The organism is Phenylobacterium sp. (genome assembly GCF_024508875.1).
Classification (GTDB): Bacteria; Pseudomonadota; Alphaproteobacteria; order Caulobacterales; family Caulobacteraceae; genus Phenylobacterium.
The window spans coordinates 1-17,751 of record NZ_JANINU010000174.1; the positions used below are offsets into that span (position 1 = coordinate 1).

General features: G+C 70.5%; 19 protein-coding genes. 8 read left to right on the forward strand and 11 right to left on the reverse strand.

Annotation, left to right across the window (positions count from 1 at the left end; genetic code table 11):
- A partial coding sequence (locus Q0L11_RS13520) for a DnaJ domain-containing protein (protein ID WP_296597905.1) occupies positions 1 to 617 on the forward strand: 617 nt, incomplete at its 5' end.
- On the opposite strand, the gene Q0L11_RS13525 is transcribed toward Q0L11_RS13520, so the two are convergent.
- From Q0L11_RS13525 to Q0L11_RS13535, 3 genes are read right to left on the reverse strand one after another with little or no spacing between them, the layout of a single operon-like run.
- Positions 614 to 1,387, reverse strand: coding sequence for a sulfite exporter TauE/SafE family protein (locus tag Q0L11_RS13525; RefSeq protein WP_296597906.1), 774 nt, complete (start codon positions 1,385 to 1,387; stop codon positions 614 to 616). The two genes, Q0L11_RS13520 and Q0L11_RS13525, sit on opposite strands and share 4 nt — an antisense overlap.
- A 2-nt stretch (positions 1,388 to 1,389) precedes the next feature.
- Entirely contained in the window at positions 1,390 to 1,914 is a 525-nt protein-coding gene (locus tag Q0L11_RS13530) for a rhodanese family protein (protein WP_296597908.1), read from the reverse strand.
- On the reverse strand, positions 1,877 to 2,242 hold the full coding sequence (locus tag Q0L11_RS13535; protein ID WP_296597909.1) for a helix-turn-helix transcriptional regulator: 366 nt from the start codon (positions 2,240 to 2,242) through the stop codon (positions 1,877 to 1,879). The genes Q0L11_RS13530 and Q0L11_RS13535 overlap by 38 nt, the downstream gene beginning before the upstream one ends.
- A gap of 74 nt (positions 2,243 to 2,316) precedes the next feature.
- Here Q0L11_RS13535 and Q0L11_RS13540 point away from each other — a divergent pair, with 74 nt between their 5' ends.
- On the forward strand, positions 2,317 to 3,177 hold the full coding sequence (locus Q0L11_RS13540) for an MBL fold metallo-hydrolase (RefSeq protein WP_296597911.1): 861 nt from the start codon (positions 2,317 to 2,319) through the stop codon (positions 3,175 to 3,177).
- 7 nt (positions 3,178 to 3,184) lie between these two features.
- On the opposite strand, the gene Q0L11_RS13545 is transcribed toward Q0L11_RS13540, so the two are convergent.
- From Q0L11_RS13545 to Q0L11_RS13560, 4 genes are all read right to left on the reverse strand, one after another.
- On the reverse strand, positions 3,185 to 4,675 hold the full coding sequence (locus tag Q0L11_RS13545) for a globin-coupled sensor protein (RefSeq protein WP_296597912.1): 1,491 nt from the start codon (positions 4,673 to 4,675) through the stop codon (positions 3,185 to 3,187).
- A gap of 114 nt (positions 4,676 to 4,789) precedes the next feature.
- Complete coding sequence (locus Q0L11_RS13550) at positions 4,790 to 6,502, reverse strand: S9 family peptidase (RefSeq protein WP_296597913.1); 1,713 nt, start codon at positions 6,500 to 6,502, stop codon at positions 4,790 to 4,792.
- A gap of 10 nt (positions 6,503 to 6,512) precedes the next feature.
- Positions 6,513 to 7,439, reverse strand: coding sequence for a slipin family protein (locus Q0L11_RS13555; protein WP_296597914.1), 927 nt, complete (start codon positions 7,437 to 7,439; stop codon positions 6,513 to 6,515).
- Entirely contained in the window at positions 7,439 to 7,816 is a 378-nt protein-coding gene (locus tag Q0L11_RS13560) for a GntR family transcriptional regulator (RefSeq protein ID WP_296597916.1), read from the reverse strand. The genes Q0L11_RS13555 and Q0L11_RS13560 overlap by 1 nt, the downstream gene beginning before the upstream one ends.
- A gap of 142 nt (positions 7,817 to 7,958) precedes the next feature.
- On the opposite strand from Q0L11_RS13560, the gene Q0L11_RS13565 reads away from it, so the two are divergent.
- From Q0L11_RS13565 to Q0L11_RS13585, 5 genes are all read left to right on the forward strand, one after another.
- Entirely contained in the window at positions 7,959 to 8,804 is an 846-nt protein-coding gene (locus Q0L11_RS13565) for an N-acyl homoserine lactonase family protein (protein WP_296597917.1), read from the forward strand.
- 9 nt (positions 8,805 to 8,813) lie between these two features.
- Positions 8,814 to 10,349 (forward strand): acyl-CoA synthetase, encoded by a 1,536-nt coding sequence (locus Q0L11_RS13570; RefSeq protein WP_296597919.1) that lies wholly within the window; start codon positions 8,814 to 8,816, stop codon positions 10,347 to 10,349.
- 18 nt (positions 10,350 to 10,367) lie between these two features.
- Positions 10,368 to 11,456: a helix-turn-helix transcriptional regulator gene (locus Q0L11_RS13575; RefSeq protein ID WP_296597920.1), complete on the forward strand. Its 1,089-nt coding sequence runs from the start codon at positions 10,368 to 10,370 to the stop codon at positions 11,454 to 11,456.
- Positions 11,457 to 11,519: 63 nt separating this feature from the next.
- The gene (locus Q0L11_RS13580) at positions 11,520 to 12,416 is read left to right on the forward strand and encodes a helix-turn-helix transcriptional regulator (protein ID WP_296597922.1); all 897 of its coding nucleotides are present in this window, start codon (positions 11,520 to 11,522) and stop codon (positions 12,414 to 12,416) included.
- Positions 12,417 to 12,514: 98 nt separating this feature from the next.
- The gene (locus Q0L11_RS13585) at positions 12,515 to 13,276 is read left to right on the forward strand and encodes a PEPxxWA-CTERM sorting domain-containing protein (RefSeq protein WP_296597923.1); all 762 of its coding nucleotides are present in this window, start codon (positions 12,515 to 12,517) and stop codon (positions 13,274 to 13,276) included.
- Positions 13,277 to 13,402: 126 nt separating this feature from the next.
- Here the strand turns inward: Q0L11_RS13585 and Q0L11_RS13590 are convergent, their stop codons facing one another.
- Genes Q0L11_RS13590 through Q0L11_RS13600 form a run of 3 tightly spaced genes read right to left on the reverse strand, consistent with a single transcriptional unit; the run spans position 13,403 to position 15,227 of the window.
- Entirely contained in the window at positions 13,403 to 14,404 is a 1,002-nt protein-coding gene (locus Q0L11_RS13590; RefSeq protein WP_296597924.1) for an aldo/keto reductase, read from the reverse strand.
- Between the two features lie 50 nt (positions 14,405 to 14,454).
- Positions 14,455 to 14,811 (reverse strand): DUF4180 domain-containing protein, encoded by a 357-nt coding sequence (locus Q0L11_RS13595; RefSeq protein WP_296597925.1) that lies wholly within the window; start codon positions 14,809 to 14,811, stop codon positions 14,455 to 14,457.
- Positions 14,808 to 15,227: a helix-turn-helix domain-containing protein gene (locus Q0L11_RS13600; RefSeq protein WP_296597926.1), complete on the reverse strand. Its 420-nt coding sequence runs from the start codon at positions 15,225 to 15,227 to the stop codon at positions 14,808 to 14,810. The genes Q0L11_RS13595 and Q0L11_RS13600 overlap by 4 nt, the downstream gene beginning before the upstream one ends.
- A gap of 58 nt (positions 15,228 to 15,285) precedes the next feature.
- On the opposite strand from Q0L11_RS13600, the gene Q0L11_RS13605 reads away from it, so the two are divergent.
- Positions 15,286 to 16,569 (forward strand): amidohydrolase family protein, encoded by a 1,284-nt coding sequence (locus tag Q0L11_RS13605; protein WP_296597928.1) that lies wholly within the window; start codon positions 15,286 to 15,288, stop codon positions 16,567 to 16,569.
- Here Q0L11_RS13605 and Q0L11_RS13610 read toward each other — a convergent pair.
- Positions 16,566 to 17,711 (reverse strand): aminotransferase class I/II-fold pyridoxal phosphate-dependent enzyme, encoded by a 1,146-nt coding sequence (locus tag Q0L11_RS13610; protein ID WP_296597947.1) that lies wholly within the window; start codon positions 17,709 to 17,711, stop codon positions 16,566 to 16,568. The genes Q0L11_RS13605 and Q0L11_RS13610 overlap by 4 nt on opposite strands.
- Positions 17,712 to 17,751: the final 40 nt, after the last annotated feature.

The following is a 17,751-nucleotide window of genomic DNA, read 5'->3' on the forward strand; positions in this document are numbered from 1 at the left end:
TGGATATCCGCGTGCGTCCGCCGTCCGAGAAGGACGAGTCGGAACAGGACGTCCATGCCCTGAAGCCGGGGGAACGCGCATGCGACCATCCCGGCTGCCGACGTCCCGCCAGCGCCCGCGCGCCCAAGAGCCGCGAGATGCTGAACGAGCACTACTGGTTCTGCCAGCCGCACGCGGCCGAGTACAATCGCAACTGGAACTTCTTCGCCGGCTTGCCCGAGGGCGAGGTCCGCCGCCGCCAGCAGGAAGAGATCATGACCGGCGGCCGTCCGACCTGGGAGATGAAGGCTGGGCGGATGAGTCGCGAGGCCGCGGCCTTCCAGACCAAGTTCGGCACCGGCCAGGGATATCGCGATCCCTTCAACATGTTCGGCGGCGGGGGCCAGCAGGCCGCCCGGCCCGAGCCGGCCGGCCGGAAGCTGGGCAAGATCGAGCGCAACGCCCTGGCCGACCTCGACCTGGACGAGGACGCCGACAGCGCCAAGATCCGCGCCCGCTACACCGAGCTGGTGCGCCGCCTGCACCCGGACGCCAACAATGGCGACCGTTCGGGCGAACACCGGCTGCAGCGGGTGATCAAGTCCTACCAGGCGCTGCGCAAGGCCGGGATGGTCTAGAGGGCGCGCCAAGCCACATAGGCCGCCACCGAGATCACCATCACGGCGAACATCCGGCGCGCGAGGTCCGCGCGGCCTTCCAGCCTGCGCGCAAGCGGCGTCCCCAGCAGGATGCCCGCGCCGCCGCCGGCCACGAGCGCGAGGAACAGGCCCCAGTCCACCAGGCCCGAGGCGGCGTAGCTGGCGCTGGTCGCCGCGCCGAACAGCGCGACGGACACCAGTGACGAGGCCGCTGCGTGCGCCAGGGTCATCCCCGTCGCGGCCATCAGCCCGGGCACGATCAGGAAGCCGCCGCCGATTCCGAAAAATCCGGCCGCGGCCCCCGTGGCCAGGCCCAAGGGCGCCAGGCGCAGGGTGAGCCCCGGCGTGAGCCGCACGCCCGGATCGCCCGCCGTCCGCTTCGGCGCCATCATGGAGAGGCCGATCAACGCCATCGCCGCGGCGAACCACAGTAGCAGATTCTGGCCGTCGACCTGCTTGGCCAGGTGCGCGCCGGTGAGGGAGCCGGCCAGGCCCGCGGCCCCGAAGACGAGGGCGCAGGGCCACTTCACCCGCCCGGCCCGGGCCTGGACCGCCAGCCCCGCCAGCGCATTGACCGCCACGGCCGCCGCGGACGTGCCGATGGCGACGTGCGGATCGCGCACGCCGACGACGTAGAGCAGCAGCGGGGTCGCCAGCACAGACCCGCCCCCGCCGAACACCCCCAGCAGCAGGCCGACGACGGCGCCGCTCAGCACGGCGGCGGCGTAGGCGACAAGACCCGGTTCCATCGTCAGGCCGCCCTGCGGTTCCAAGGCATCACGGCCAGCAGGCGGGCCATGCCGCAGAAGCCTGTCGCGCCGGCAAAGGTGAGCCCCGCGCCGACGAACGCGGCGACGCCCAGGAAGGCGGGATGGACGAGCACGCCGAGCGTGACGCCGACCAGCACCAGCGAGCCGGCCGCGATCTGGACCTGGCGCATCATCTCGAGCGGCGCCTTGCGGTTCTCGTCTACCGGCAGGCCCTCGGCGCTCCAGGCGTCGACCCCGCCTTCCAGCACATAGGCAGGACCCTGCGTTGCGGCGGCGAGCCGGTCGCAATTGGCGCCCGTGCGCATGCCGGTGCGGCAGGTGAAGATGACGTCGGCGTCGGGCGCGACCTGAAGATGCGCCTGCTGGAACGCGGATAGCGGACGCGACAGGGCGCCGCGGACATGGCGGCGCGCGAACTCGTCAGCCTCGCGGATGTCGACCAGGACGGCCTTGCCGGCCTGCAGCCGTCTAGCGGCGGCTTCCGGCTTGATCGGGATCAGAGTCATGGGGAGACCTCATGTCAGGGGGACAGAAGATCTCGGCGAGCGTCGACACCACGCGGACGGCGGCGGGGTCGGCGATCCGGTAGCGCACAGTCTGGGACTCGCGGCGGGTGGCCACGATGCCCTCCTCGCGCAGCACGGCGAGGTGCTGCGAAAGCGCCGACTGCGACAGGCCCACCAGGGGCAGGAGCTCCCCGACCGACCGTTCGCCATCGGCGAGCTGGCACAGGATCATCAGACGCCGCTCGTTGGCGAGCGCGCGCAGAAGCCGAGCGGCCTCCGACGCGCTGGCCTCGAACCGGGCGATATCGAAGTTCGCGAGATCGAACATGAAGCTCCATATATGAGCACTTGCTAAATTAGCAAGTTCTAATATTTAAGGGACGCGCCAAGGAGGCTCAGAGAATGCAACCCCGCGTTCAAGCGTTTTTCGACCCCGCTACGTCGACCGCCAGCTATCTGGTGTCGGACCCAGCCACTGGCCAGGCGGCCATCATCGATCCAGTGCTCGACTTCGAGCCCAAGGCCGCGAAGCTGTCGACCGGCTCCGCCGACGCGATGCTGGCCGCCGTGACGGGCCAGGGACTGGACCTGCGCTATGTGCTGGAGACCCACGCCCACGCCGATCACCTGTCCGCCGCCGACTACATCCGCCGCAAGACGGGCGCGCAGGTCGCGATCGGCGCGCACATCGTCGAGGTCCAGAAGCAGTTCGTCCCCACCTTCGAGGCCGACGACGTGGCGCCCGACGGGCGCGCGTTCGACTACCTGCTGAACGAGGGCGACAGCCTGGCGCTCGGCGAACTGGACGTCGCGGTGCTGCACACCCCGGGGCACACGCCGGCCTGCGTCACCTACCTGATCGGCGACGCGGCGTTCGTGGGCGATACGCTGTTCATGCCCGACTATGGCACTGCGCGGGCCGACTTCCCGGGCGGCGACGCCGCCGCGCTCTACCGCTCGACCCGGAAGATCCTGGACCTGCCGGCCGCGACGCGCGTCTTCGTGGGGCACGACTACCTGCCCGCCGGCCGCGACCAGTTCCGCTGGGAGACCACCGTGGCGGACGAGCGCTCGGGCAATATCCACGTGCACGAGGGCGTGAGCGAAGCGGACTTCGTCGCCATGCGCCGCACGCGCGACGCGACGCTGGCGCCGCCGACGCTGATCCTGCCGTCGCTGCAGGTGAACATCCGCGCCGGCGCGCTGCCGCCGGCCACCGCCGGCGGCCACGTGTTTCTGCGCCTGCCGGTGACGCCCGTCTGATCCGGCGTCAGGCGGCCCTGCGGGCTGGCGCCGCCGCGGCGCCGCTAACCGTGAAGCCGGCCATAAGGCGGGACAGTTCCGTGCTCTGGGCGTCGAGCGTATGGGTCGCGGCGGTGGTCTCTTCGACCATGGCGGCGTTCTGCTGGGTGAGCTGGTCCAGGTGGTTGATCGCCACGTTCACCTCGCTGATCGCTCGCGTCTGCTCCTGCGACGACGAAGCCATCCCCGAGACGAGGCCGTCGATGGTGGTGACGCGTTCGGCGATGTCGGTCAGCGCCTGGCCGGCCTGGCCCACCAGGGCGACGCCAGCCTTCACGTGATCCCCCGATTGGGAGATCAGCGCCTTGATCTCCTTGGCGGCGTCGGCCGAGCGCTGGGCCAGGGCGCGAACCTCCGACGCGACCACGGCGAAGCCCTTGCCGGCCTCCCCTGCCCGCGCCGCTTCTACGCCGGCGTTCAGGGCCAGCAGGTTGGTCTGGAACGCGATCTCGTCGATCACCCCGATGATCTGGCTGATCTGGCCCGAGCTGTTTTCGATCTGGTCCATGGCGTCGATGGCCTGGGCGACGACCTCGCCCGAGAGCTCGGCCTCGGACCTGGCGTCGGCGACCGCGCGGCTGGCGTCCTGCGCCCCCTCGGCGCTCTTGCGCACGGCCACGGTGATCTCTTCGAGGGCCGCCGCGGTCTCCTCCAGGTTGGCCGCCTGCTGCTCGGTGCGGCGGGAAAGGTGGTCGGCCGCGACGCCGATCTGGTGCACGCCCTGGGCCACCACCTGCGAGACGTTGCTGACCGAGCCCATGGCCTGTTCCAGGGCGTCGATCGCCTGGTTGAAGTCGGTCTTGATCCGCGCGAAGTCGGGCGCGAGGTCCGCGTCCACCCGGGTCCGCAGGTCGCCTTGCGACAGGCGCGACAGGGCGGCGCCCAGCGCCTCCATGGCGGCCGTCTGGCTGGCCTCGGCGGCGCGGCGTTCGGCTTCGAGGCGCTGGCGCTCGGCTTCCAGCGTCTCGAGGTAGATGGACAGCGCGAAGTCCATGTCCAGCATCATGGCCTTCACGAGCGCGGTCACCGCCTCGGCGACCTCGGCCGCGCCCTTGTTGCGACCGCCGCCGAACCCCTTGGGCCACCGCTCCTCGACCAGCCGGCGCAGGAGCGCCTCGGTGATGAGGGCGTAGCCGGCGATGTACCAGCGCGGTTCCAGGCCGATGCGGGCGTGGGTCTGGCCGATGGTGCGCACGCCGTTGACGTAGGCGTCGCTGAACTGGGCGTCGGCGATGACGCCCCAGTGCCGCCCCTGGCCGTTCTTCGCGGCCAGCACGTGGGCGTCGTCCCGGAAGAAGTCGCGCACCGTCGGCGTGGCGCGTAGCCGGGTATAGAACCCGCCCAGCGCCGGGCCGATCTCGGCCTGGATGAACGGCTTGAGCGAGCGCAGCGTCTCCCGGCTCCGGGCGTCGAGGCCGATGAAATCCAGGCGTTCACGGACGGCGTAGGTGTCGCTCATAGGTCTTCCTCGATTGGAAATTCCACCAAGCGACGCCGTGGTTAACGGCCGTTTGCCATGTCTTTGAAACGCCTGCGGCACATTGACCGCGCCGCCGCGAGCACGCGCGCGGCGTCAGGGCCGCGTGTGCGCCACCACCCAATCGCCGATGGTCTTCGGGGCTATGGGCGCGATCGTCTCCTCGATATCAGCGTACTCACCGATGGCGCCCGTGCCGGCGGTCTGGAACATATGGTTGAGGCCGGGGAGCGGAACGATCGAGACGTCGGGATTGTCCTTCGTCGCCGCGCGGATGCCCGCCAGGTTGAGGTCGGCGATAACCTGCAGATCCTTGGTCCCGTTCACGGCGAGGATCGGAGCCCTGACCGCCCGCAAGGTCGGCGCGGGATCGTAGGCCATCAGCTTCCGAGTCCAGTCGGAGGCGAGTTGGCGGGCCATCGGCTGCACGTTGTCGGACTTGATGCCAAGCGGCCCGCCCTCGCGCAGCAAGACCACCGTCGCGCGAGCCTCGGCCTCAGTGCTGTCCTTCGCATCCTTCGTCGCGGCCAGGACGTGCTCGACCAGCAGCTCGTTCTGCCGGGCGCGTTCCGGCGAGCCGCCGAAGTAGGGCGTCAGCGCCGCCCGCTGGGCGGCCATGGCCGCCTCGGCGGGCGCGCCCACGCCGGCCATCAGGACGACGAACGCCGTCTTTGGCTCCTTCGCCGCAACCATCGGCGCGACGATGCCGCCCTCGCTATGCCCGATCAGGCCGACCCGCTTCGGATCGATGTCGGATCGCCCGCGCAGGAAGGCGGCAGCCGCAGCGGCGTCGACGGCGAAATCCTCGGTGGTCGCCTTGGCGAAGTCCCCGGTGGACCGCGCGAAACCCCGGTCGTCGTAGCGAAGGACCGCGACCCCGCGGCGAGTGAGATCGTCGGCCAGCACCAGGAACGGCTTGTGACCCAGGATGGTCTCGTCGCGGTCCTGGGCGCCTGAGCCCGTAATCAGCACGGCCGCCGGAAACGGCCCCGGCCCGGCCGGCAGGGTCAGCGTGCCGGCGAGCCGCACGCCGGGCGCGCTGTCGAAGGCGACCTCCTCCTCGCGATAGGGGTACGGCTTCGCAGGGGTCTGCGGCCGGCGGACCACGCGCGCCGTCGTCCGCTTCGTCAGGGTCAGGGGCAACGGCTTGCCCTGGAGGAACTCGCCTACGATCGACTGGCCGTCGGACGACAGGACGCCGTCGAACCGCGCATGTATCTGGACGTAGGCGAACGCCACCTTGTCGCCGTCCCGCGTCAGGCTGGTGAGCGGCATTCCCATGGCGAGCTGGTCCGGGGAATCCAGCAAGGCCACGGTGCCGTAGGGACCGGTCTTCACGCGCAGCACCAGGCGCAGGCGGGCCTGGGCCAGCGTGAGCGCGCCCTCCCAGTCGCCGTCGAGCCCAGCGACCACTGGCCCCTTGGGGATGTCGCCCTTCTCCAGGACCAGCGGGATGTCCCCCACCGGCGTCGTCCAGTTGCCGACCCATGCGCCGCGGGCCGCGTCCCACTCCCCGTCGAACCGGCCGCGCGTGGGCGGGTAGCTGAAGGACAGATGGGCGCCCGACTGCTTCACCTCGTCCAGCGGCCGGTACTCGGCGGACTGCTCGGGACTGAGCACCGCGCCCTCCAGGCCGCCCGCCGCCGGGGCGAGCTTCACAGATAGGCGAAGGGGCCCGGTCCGCATCGCCAGGGTCCCATGCCAGGTCCCCGCCGCCGATTGCGCGTGCGCTGCGTCGGCCAGCAGCAGTCCCACAGCCAGGGCGGCGAACGCGAAGCCCGCGGCCCACCGCACCACGATCGCCATCATCCCCGCCTCCTCAGGCCTTGGGTTGCTGGGCGGCCAGCGCTGCCTGGGTCAGGCCCAGGACCCCGCCGGGGTTCATGGCGTCCACCATCGCCGTCGGCAGCAGGATGGTGGCCCCGCCCTCCTTGGTGGTCTCGTAGATGATGTTCATGGCGCGGAGTTGCAGCGCGGCCGGCGAGCGGCCGTAGATCTCGGCGGCCTCGACGAACTTCACCGCCACTTCCTGCTCGGCCTGGCCCAGGGCGATCCGCGCCAGCCGCTCGCGCTCGGCCTGGGCCTGGCGGCTCATGGCGTCCTGCAGGCCAGCCGGCACGCCGATGTCGCGGATCTCGACCGAGATCACCGAGATGCCCCAGTCGGCGATCTTGCGCCCGATCACCTCGCGCAGCATCTCGTCGCCCGCCTTGCGCTCGGCCAGTAGGGTCGAGAGCATCGACGAGCCCACCATCTCGCGCAGGGAGGTCTCGGAGACTTGCGAGATGGCGCGGCGGTAGTCCTGGATCTCCAGCGCCGCGCGCTCGGTGTCATGCACCTGCCAGAAGATCACCGCGTCGATGTTGACCGGCACCGTGTCCTTCGACAGCGCCTGCTGGGCGTTGAACTCGGTCGTCTGGATCCGCTGGTCGATCCAGTAGGCGACCTGGTCGATCACCGGGATGACCAGGAAGAGGCCCGGCCCGGCCACCTTGTCCAGCCGCCCCAAGCGCAGGACGATCGCCCGCTCCCACTGGTTGGCCATCTTGAGGGTCAGCGGGATCAGTGCGCCGACCAGGATCAGCGCCGCGCCGGCCCACTTCGCGCCATCGCCTTCGCCCAGGGCGGCCAGCAACCCGCCGCTTGTGACGACGAGGGCGGAAAGGACCATCGCCAGCGGATTGACGGATTGGAGCTTGGGCATGCCGAACGGATCGATCCGAAGGTTCGGACTGGCGGCGTTCATCATCGGACTTCCTCCTTCGCGGCGGCGAGCGCCGTGATCTTCTCGGCCAGCAGCCGGGGATCGACCCCGGCGGCGGCGGCGGTGGCGAGGACCTGGCGGGCGAGCCGCTCGGCCTCCGCGTCGTGATCGGGGCCTTCGAGGCCGGCGGGCGCCTCGGCGACGAAACTGCCTCGGCCGCGGATCAGCACCAGGGCGCCGGCGCGCTCCAGCTCGTCGTAGGCGTGGCGGACGGTGTTGAGGTCGATGCGGAAGGCCACCGCCACCTGACGCATCGTCGGCATCTGGTCGCCGGGCGCGAGGTGACGGGCGCCGATCGCCCGCAGGAACTGGTCGCGAAGCTGGACATAGATCGGGACGCCGTTGTCCTCGATCCGCATGCCAGCCAGCAATTGCTCCCGTGTATGCATACACTCATACAATATGGGCCGACACGTTCCGTCAATCTCAATCGAACGACGTGACTCCGCGGCGCGTCCAGGCCACGCTCGGTCCAACGAGAATGCGACCCCGAGGAAACCGATGAAGCTTCGCCTGCTGGGCGCCGCCATGGCGGCGCTGACCCTTGCGGCCGGCGCGGCCCAGGCCGCCAAGGCTCCGCCGAAGAGCCTGGAGCTCTATGCGCTGGACTGCGGGCGGCTCACCATGGAGGACGCCAACGGCTATGCCGACGACGGCGCCTACAAGGATCGCAAGGCGTCGATGGTCGTTCCCTGCTACCTGATCCGCCATCCGAAGGGCGACCTGATCTGGGACACCGGCGTGCCCGAAGCGATCTTCGACATGCCGAACCACACTGCGCCGGGCGGGATCGTGGTCGCCCACAAGCTGACCGACCAGTTGAAGCAGTTGGACCTAACGCCGGCCGACATCGAATACCTGTCGATCTCGCACAGCCATTTCGACCACATCGGCAACGCCGGCCTGTTCGCGGGCTCGACCTGGATCGTCGACGCCGACGAGCGGGCGTACGCCTTCCGGCCAGCGGCGCGCAGCGGCGGCGCGCAGTTCGCCGCCTACTCGGCGCTGGAGAACGCCAAGACGACGCTGATCGAGGGCGACGCCACCTACGACATCTTCGGCGACAAGTCCGTCACCGTCATCCAGGCCCCGGGCCACACGCCGGGCCATACCGTTCTGCTGGTGCGCCTGAAGAGCGGTCCGGTGCTGCTGACGGGCGACATGTGGCACATCGCCGACAGCCGCGCGGCGCGGCGCGTGCCCCGCTTCAACACAAACCGCGAGCAGACGCTGGCGAGCATGGCCCTGGTGGAGAAGATCGCCGCCGAGACCAAGGCCCGCGTGATCCTGGAACATGTGCCCGAGGACTTCGACAGCCTGCCGAAGTTCCCGCAACCGCTCCGGTAGGAGGACGCCATGGGAGACCTGATCAGCGGCGCGCGGCGCCTGGAACCGGCCGCCTTGCAGGACCGCGCCGCGCGGGCGGCCGCCGGCCTTGCCAGCCTTGGCATCGGCAAGGGCGACCTGGTCGCGCTGTACCTGCGCAACGACCTGCCGTTCTTCGAGGCCAGCTTCGCCGCGGGGCTCGTGGGGGCCTATCCGACGCCCGTGAACTGGCACTACACGGCCGACGAGGCGGCCTACCTGTTCGAGAACTCGGGCGCGAAGGCGATCGTGATCCACGCCGACCTGATCGCGCCCATCCGCGACGTGCTGCCGCCGGGCGTGCCGGTGCTGGTGGTGGCCACCCCGCCCGAGATCGCCCAGGCCTACGGGATCGACGCCGCGCCCGTGCCGCCCGGGATGATCGACTGGTCGGGCTGGCTGGAGGGGTTCGAGCCGCTGCCGCCAAGCGGCGCCGAGGCGCCCGGCACGATCATCTACACCTCGGGGACCACCGGTCGCCCGAAGGGCGTTCGCCGCGCGCCGCCCACCGCCGAGCAGGCCATGGCTACGGCGATGATCGTCGGGCGCGCCTTCGGCTTCATGGGCTATGGGCCGCCGGACGAGATCGTCACCGTGATCACCGGCCCGATGTACCACTCCGCGCCCAACGCCTACGGCCTGACCGCGGCGCGACTGGGCGCGACCGTGATCCTGGAGCCGCGCTTCGATCCCGAGGAGTTGCTGGCGCTGATCCAGGAACACCGGGTCACGCACCTGCATATGGTGCCGATCATGTTCCACCGGCTGCTGAAGCTGCCCGAGGCGGTGAAGGCGAAGTACGACCTGTCGTCGCTGAAGTTCGTGGTCCACGCCGCGGCGCCCTGCCCGCCGCCGATCAAGCGGGCGATGATCGATTGGTGGGGGCCGGTCATCAATGAGTACTACGGCTCGACCGAGGTCTCGGCGGTGACGTTCTGCACGTCGCAGGACTGGCTCTCGCATCCCGGGACGGTGGGCAAGCCCTGGCCCGAGACCGACGTGCGGGTGATCGACCCCGAGGGCAACACGCTGCCGCCCGGCGAGGTCGGCGAGGTGGTCGCCCGCACCCGCGCCATGGCCGACTTCACCTACCACGGCGACGACCAGAAGCGGCGGGACAGCGAGAAGGCCGGCCTGATCGCGCCGGGCGACATCGGCTACTTCGACAAGGACGGCTTCCTCTACCTCTGCGACCGCGCCAAGGACATGATCATCTCCGGCGGGGTGAACATCTATCCGGCCGAGATCGAGGCCGAGCTGCTGAAGACGCCGGGCGTGGCGGACTGCGCCGTCTTCGGCATCCCCGACGACGAGTTCGGCGAGGCCGTCTATGCGGTCGTCCAGCCCAGCGAGGGCGCCCAGCTCACCGAAGCCTCGGTCAAGGACTACCTCCGCGCGCATATCGCGGGTTACAAGATGCCTCGCCGTGTGGACTTGGCCGCCGAACTCCCGCGGGAAGACTCGGGCAAGATCTTCAAGCGGAAGTTGCGCGAGCCGTTCTGGGCGGGCCTGGAGCGCCGCATCTAGGGAGCTTAGGGTCCGGGGATGCCGCAACGCGCGCGACGCGCCATGGCTACGGTGCAGCGGCTGGCCGCCATGGGTCTCCCCGACCGCCTGGCGTTCGGCGAGCTGGTCGGCGTGCTGGGCGAGATCGCGCCGTTCGAAACCGCGGCGATGCTCTGGCTGGACGAGACGCACCAGCCGGTCGACGCCTACGTCACCGTCGACCAGGGGCCCGAGCTGATCACCCGCTACGCCGAGCGCTGGTTCAACAGCGAGGAGGGCCGGTTCTATCCCCGCCAGCTCGAGATGCAGCGCAACCCCGCGCTGGGGGTGATCCGGGTCAGCGACTTCACCCCCGAGTTCGGCGAGACCGAGATCTACGACGAGGTCTACCGCGTCGGCCGCCACCACTGGATCGCCGGCGTCGCGCTTCGCGACGGGGCCCGGCCCATCGGCAACCTCGGCATCGGCCGGCCGCCGGACGCGAAGGACTTCAGCGACGCCGAGATGCGGCTGCTGCGCCTGGTGCGGCCCTATATCGTCCAGGCGGTTGGGCGCGCCGGCGACCTGGAGCGCTGGCCCGAGACCGACTTGGAGGACGAGGCGGCCATCCTCGTAACCGACCTCGAAGGCCGCGTGCGCCACGCCAGCCCCGGCGCCTGGCGTCTGCTGCACGGCGCGGCCGGGGTGCCAGCGGACCTGAACCTGCTGAGCGACCATGTCTACGACTGGGCCCGGCCCCTGCTCCGGGACCTCGCCGACCGGGTCGAGAAGGCGCTGTCGGGCATCGGCGCGCCGCCGGCCCGGCTCGACGCGGTGACCGCCTACGGCCGCTTCGTGGTCCGCGCCTACGCCCTCGATCCCCACGCCGATGGCGGACCCCGCAGCATCGCGATCCAGATCGAGAAGCGGCTGCCGGTGGGCGTTAAGATGCTGCGCTCGCCCGTCTATCGCAGCCTGACGCCCCGCGAACAGGACGTGGCCCGCATGCTCCCCACCGGCCTTTCCTACCCCCAGATCGGCGAGCGGCTGGGCATGGGCGCCAGCACCGTCGTGACCCACGTCCGCAACCTTGGCCAGAAACTGGGCGTCGGCAGCCGGGAAGAGATCGTCAGCACGCTCTGCGCTTGAAACTTGCCGGATCTCCCCCGGCGAGGGGATGGCGCGCCGCCGCCCTTCGGGCAGGTTCGCGCCATGTCGGAGTTCAGCGACAAGTTCACGCTTGCCCTCAAAGTCCTCAACCTCAGCCGCGGACGGCTGGCGGCGGACCTCTGCGTGGACAAGTCCATCGTCGGCCGCTGGGCCAACGGGACGGTCACCCCGTCCGGCCACAACCTGGCGCGGCTCACCACCCTGGTCGCCGAGCGCGCGCCCGGCTTCACACTGCTGGACTGGGACCGTGCCCTGCCCGACCTCGCCGCGCGCCTGGGCGCCGATCCGACGGCGGTGGCGCCGCCCGATCCGGAAGGCCTACCCGGCCTGCCCCTGCCGATCCTGGACCAGTTGGTCGCCACCTCGGCCCTGCGCGGCGCGGCCTACGAGGGCTTCTTCCGCTCGACGCGCCCTTATGTGCTGAACCCCGGCCGCTTCCTCCACGACTACGGCATGATCCGCCGCGATGAGACCACCGGCCTCCTGCAACTGCGCATGGGCACGGGCGGGACGTTCTGCGAGGGCTGGATGATGCCGTTGCACAACCAGCTGGTCTGCATCGCCGCCGACGTCACCAGCGGAGCCATGGTGTTCGGCATCTTCAACGGGGTGGCCGCGCCCAAGGCCGAGGTGCTGGACGGCCTGGCCATGGGCTCGGCGCTCGACGTGGGGCGCACGCCCACCGCGTTCGTCATGATGTTCGAGCGGATCGAGGACCTGTCGGGCGACCGCGAGGCCGACGACGCCCGCTTCCTGGAGTTCGCGGCGCGCGACCCTCTCGCCCCCGAAGGCTCCATCCCGCCGGAGCTGCAGGCGCATCTGGTGCGCGACATCGGCCCGGCGGAGCTCGCGCGCGGCGGCGACTGGCTGCTGCAGATGCCGCTGATCCGCTCGCTGGCCCGCGGCCCGGCCTACCGAGAGCCCGCCCGAACCGGCTGATGCGCCCCGGCGTGCATCGTGGTGCACGCCGCCGCGCCTTCCCGCACCGCCTCCCCCGCAGCTCTATGCCGGCCGTTTTGGTTTGGGGGTATCCAGTCATGTTCATGCGTAGTCTGCCGGCGCTCGCGCTCGCCGGCGCCCTCCTGGCGGCCGGTTCGGCCAACGCCGGGGTCATCATCCCTGCCGCCAAGTTCAGCGGCGGCAACGGGTACGACAGCTATGGCGGGATCGCCGCCTCGAAGGTGGTCCATTCCGACACCTACGGTACGGTCGGTTCCGAGACGATCGCCGACGGCATCCTCAAGGCCCACGTGTGGGGCTCGACCACGGCCGACGGGTACGGCGAAATCGCCGACGCCATGATCCGCTACTACTTCGCGGTGATCAGCCCGGTGCAGGCCGACGTCCACCTGACGATAGACGCCGCGGCCCAGGTCGGCGGCGCCGGCTCCTACTTCGGAGAGGCCTCTGTCGACCTGTTCGGCGCCGAGCAGTCGAGGTCGCTGGCCTACGCGCGCTCCTGCAAGGCGATCACCGCATGCGCCGGGATCCAGCAGCCGAACGGCGGCGGCAAGACCGACCTGATCGGAATCGCCAACCGGATCTACACGATCCAGCTCACCGCCAACGGTCGGGTTGGCAATCCGAACAGCAGCTTCGACGCCTGGGCCGATCCGACCATCGCCTTCGCCGAGGGCTTCGACATTCCCGAAGGCGCCTACATCCAGTTCAGCGAGAACCTGTTCAGCCTGCCCGAAACCCCGGTCGGCGGCGTCCCCGAACCCGCCACCTGGAGCCTGCTGATCGTGGGCTTCGGTGGGGCCGGCGCCATGCTGCGCCGCCGCCGTCTCGCGGCCTGACGGGCCACCCGACCGAGGCGCGCCCCGGCGTCCTCGAAACCGCAGGAGGCGCGGGCAGCGTGGAAGGCTCCCCCCGATCGGGCCTTTCGCAGGCTCCCGCGCCTTCTGCGGTTGCTCCTCGACCCCTTAGGCCTCCGACGGCATCCGTTCGGTGTCGACCGACGCCTGGAGGGCCGCCGAGTAGCGGGAGCCGGAGACCGTGGCGCCGTTCACCGTCGCGTCCACCCGGGCGACGATCTCCGGCGACAGGACCACAGCCGCCGCCGCCGCGTCCTCGCGCATGTGGGCCGGCTTCGAGGTGCCGGGGATCGGGATGATGATCGGGTCCTTCGCCAGCAGCCAGGCCAGGCAGAGCTGGGCCGGGGTGCAGCCCGCGTCCGCGGCGATCGCCTTGAAGGCCTCCAGCAGCTTCAGGTTCGCCTGGTAGTCGTCGCCCAGGAAACGCGGCATGGCCTGGCGGATGTCCCCCTCCTCGAACTGCGACGGGTCGGGCGAGCCGCCCGCCAGGAAGCCGCGGCCCACGGGCGAGAAGGCCACGAACGCGACGCCCAGCTCGCGGCACGTGTCCAGCACGCCCAGCTCCGGATTGCGGGTCCAGGGCGAGTATTCGGTCTGCAGCGCGGTGATCGGGTGCGTGGCATGGGCGCGCCGCAGCGTGTCGGACGAGACTTCGGACAGGCCGATCGTACGGATCTTGCCGGCCTTCACCAGGTCGGCCAGGGCGCCGACGCTCTCCTCGATGGGCACCTTCTTGTCCCAGCGGTGCAGGTAGTAGAGATCGATGACATCGGTCTGCAGGCGCTTCAGGCTGACGTCGCACAGGGCCTTCAGCGTCTCGGGCCGCCCGTCGATGCCGCGCTGCGTGCCGGTGGCGTCGGTGATCCCGCATTTCGAGGCCAGCGTGAACTTGCTGCGATGCGGCTTCAGCACCTCGCCGACCAGGGTCTCGTTGTGTCCCAGGCCATAGACCGCGGCGGTGTCGAAGAAGGTGTAGCCGGCGTCCAGCGCGCCCAGCAGCACTTCCTCCGCCTGCTCGCGCGGCGGGGGCGAGCCGTAGGCGCGCGAGAGGCTCATACAGCCGAGGCCGATGGCGGAAACGTCGAACGGGCCGAGCTTGCGGGTCTGCATGGCGATCTCCTGGGTGACGTGCGCGAAAGACGACGCCGACGCCCGGAAGGTCAAGCCAGCTTCGCGGCCAGCTCGGCCATGTCGGCCACGAACCAGACGTGCTGGCCACGGTTCGACTCGCGCACGAAGTCGCGCAGGGCGTCGCTGGCGGCGACCGCCTCGGAGATGTCCCCGACGAAGGCGACCCGGAAGCCGTAGTTCACGAACTTCTGGACCACCTCGCCGGCGATCCGGGTGCGCAGGGTCAGGAACCCCTCGCCGAGGCGCTCGACGGGGATCGCCACGACCCGCGCGCCCGCGCCGAACAGGTCGCCGACAATGTCGGCGGCGGCGCGTTCGCCGTCCAGCTTCGGCCCCTCGGCCGGGCACACGCCGACCCGGACGCCGCCGAAGGTCTCGACGATCATCCTGCGCCTCCCGCCATCACCTGGACCATCTTCAGCATCACCGCGGTGTCCTCGATCGAGCCCACGATCACGATCTTCAGGGCCCGCCGCGCGGGGTCGTAGGCGACGTCCAGGCTCATGGGGTCGGGATGGGCTTCCTGGGCAGTGCGTACGGCGGGAACCTGCCGGGCCAGGCGCCGGGCCAGTTCGGGATCGACGCCCGGCAGGTCGACGATGCTGGTCACCCGCGCCGCCGCGGCGGGCCCGCGCGAACGAACGACGCCCGTCATCGCCTCCAGCTCGCTGCGCAGGATGCGATACGACTTGCCTACCTTCACCGCGCGCAGGCGCCCCTCGCGGATGAATCGGAGCACCGTCTTGGGATGCAGCTTCAGCCGCTCGGCGAACTGTTCGACCGTGTAGACCTCTTCCGACACATCCGCCTCCGATACGCCCCAATATTCCCTATCACTCCCTTTTTGAGAGTCCAATCCGTTGAATAAGGAACTTTTAGGAACTCTGGCCGCGCTCGGGTTCGCGCTGGCGAGCGCAGCGGCAGCCGAGTCCGCGCCCCGCACCCTCCTGCAGCCCGACGCCGTCTGGACCGCCGGCCAGGCCGCGCCGCAGGCGGGCTGGGTCGTGCTGGTGGAAGGACAGAGGATCGCCGCCGTTGGTCCCAAGGCCCAAGTCTCCGCCGAGGGCGCACAGGTGGTGGCGTTGCCCGGAACGACGCTGATCCCGGGGCTGATCGAGATGCACTCGCACCTGCTGCTCCATCCCTACAACGAGGCGAGCTGGGACGATCAGGTGCTGAAAGAGGCGCCGTTCTACCGCGTGCTGCGCGCCGGCCGGGACGCCGAGCGCACGCTGATGTCGGGCTTCACCACCGAGCGCGAACTGGGCACGGAGGGCGCGGGCGACGCCGACGTCTCGCTGAAGAAGGCCATCGCCGACGGGACCATCGCCGGCCCCCGCCTGCTGGTGACGACGCGCGCCATCGTGGCGAAGGGCGCCTACGGCCCGCGCAAGGGCTTCCGCTCCGACATGGACCTGCCGCAAGGCGCGCAGGAAGTCTCCGGCGCGGACGAGATCATCGCCGCGGTGCGCGAGCAGGCCGCGCTGGGGGCCGACTGGATCAAGGTCTACGCCGACTACCGCATCGGCCCGGACGCGTCCGTGCGCCCCGCCTTCACCGAGGAGGAGTTGGCCGTCCTGGTGCGCACCGCCCACGACCTCGGCCGGCCGGTGGCGGCCCATGCCGCGGGCGACGAGGGTATCCGCCGCGCCGTCGCCGCCGGCGTCGACACCGTCGAGCACGGCTACGAGGCGTCCGAGGCGACGCTGAGGCTGATGAAGGCCAGGGGGACGGCGCTGGTCCCGACGCTGGAGGCCGTCGCCGCGACCTCGGAGTACGGCGGCCGCTACAAGCCCGGCGGACCGCCCTCTCCCGCCATGGCCCAGGCTGCGGAGACCGTGAGGCTGGCGCTGAAGCTGGGCGTCACGGTGGGCGCGGGCAGCGACGTGGGCGTGTTCGCGCACGGGCAGAGCTGGCGCGAGCTGGACTGGATGACCCGGGCCGGGATGACGCCGGTCGAGGCTCTGACGACGGCGACGGCGACGAATGCGAAGCTGCTGAAACTGGACGACCGGCTGGGCCGCGTGGCGCCGGGGCAGCTTGCGGACCTGGTGGCTGTCACGGGCGATCCGACCCGGGACATCGCGGCGCTGAAGGACGTGCGGTTCGTGATGAAGGAGGGGCGGGTCTACCGCGAGCCTTAAGCCGCCGCCCGCTCCCGCGCGGCGGCGAACCACGGCACGAGGCGCCGGATGGCTTCCTCGATCTCCGGCGTCGAGACGGCGAAACTCATGCGGATGAAGCGCCTGCCTTCGACGGGATCGAAGTCGATGCCGGGCGCGGTAGCGACACCGGTGTCCTTGAGGAGCTGCTTGCAGAACGACAGGCTGTCGTCGGTGAGCTGGCCCACGTCGGCCCAGATGTAGAAGGCGCCATCGGGCGGAGCGATCTTCTCCAGGCCCAGGGCCGGCAGGGCCTCCAGCAGCAGTTCGCGGTTGCGCCGATAGGTGGCCACGTGGCCCTCCAGCTCGTCACGGCAGTCCATGGCCACCAGCCCCGCGTGCTGCGCCAGCGACGGCGCGGTGAGGAACAGCGCGCCCATGTAAGCCACGGCGCGCGAAGCCTCGGCCTTGGGCACGATCAGCCAGCCCAGGCGCCAGCCGGCCATGCTGAAGTACTTGGAGAAGCTGTTCACGACGATCGCCGTGGGCTCGAACTCCAGCATCGAGTGCGTCGGCTCGGCATAGCTGAGGCCGTGGTAGATCTCGTCCGAGACGATGCGGATGCCGCGCTCGCGACAGACCTTGGCGATGGCCTCCAGCTCCGGGCCGGGAATGACGGTGCCGGTGGGGTTCGCCGGGCTGGCCAGGATGACGCCCGCCGGCGCCGGCTCGATCTTCGCCAGCAGGTCGGCGGTAAGCTGGAAGCGGGTCTCGGGCCCGCAGGCGATCTCCAGCGGGACCATGTGCAGGGCTTTGACGTTGTTGCGGTAGGCGACATAGCCCGGCCGCGCCATCGCGATCACGTCGCCCGGCTTGAACGTGGCCGACAGCGCCAGCACCAGCGCCGGCGAGGCGCCGCAGGTGAGCGTGATCTGGCCAGGCTCGACCTCGACGCCATAGGTGTCGGCATAGTGCCGGCAGATGCGGGCCTTGAGCGGCGCGCTCTCCCAATAGCCCATCGCCTCGCGGTCCAGGACGCCATGAGCGGCCTCGATGGCGGCCTTGGGCGCGCCGGTCGACGGCTGGCCGAACTCCATGTGGATGATGGAGCGTCCCTCGGCCTTCAGCTTCTGGGCCAAGCCGCTGATGGAGATGGCGTAGAACGGATCGATCTGGGCGCTCATGCCGCTGAGGTAGTGGCAAACCACGGAAAAGGCCATGCGG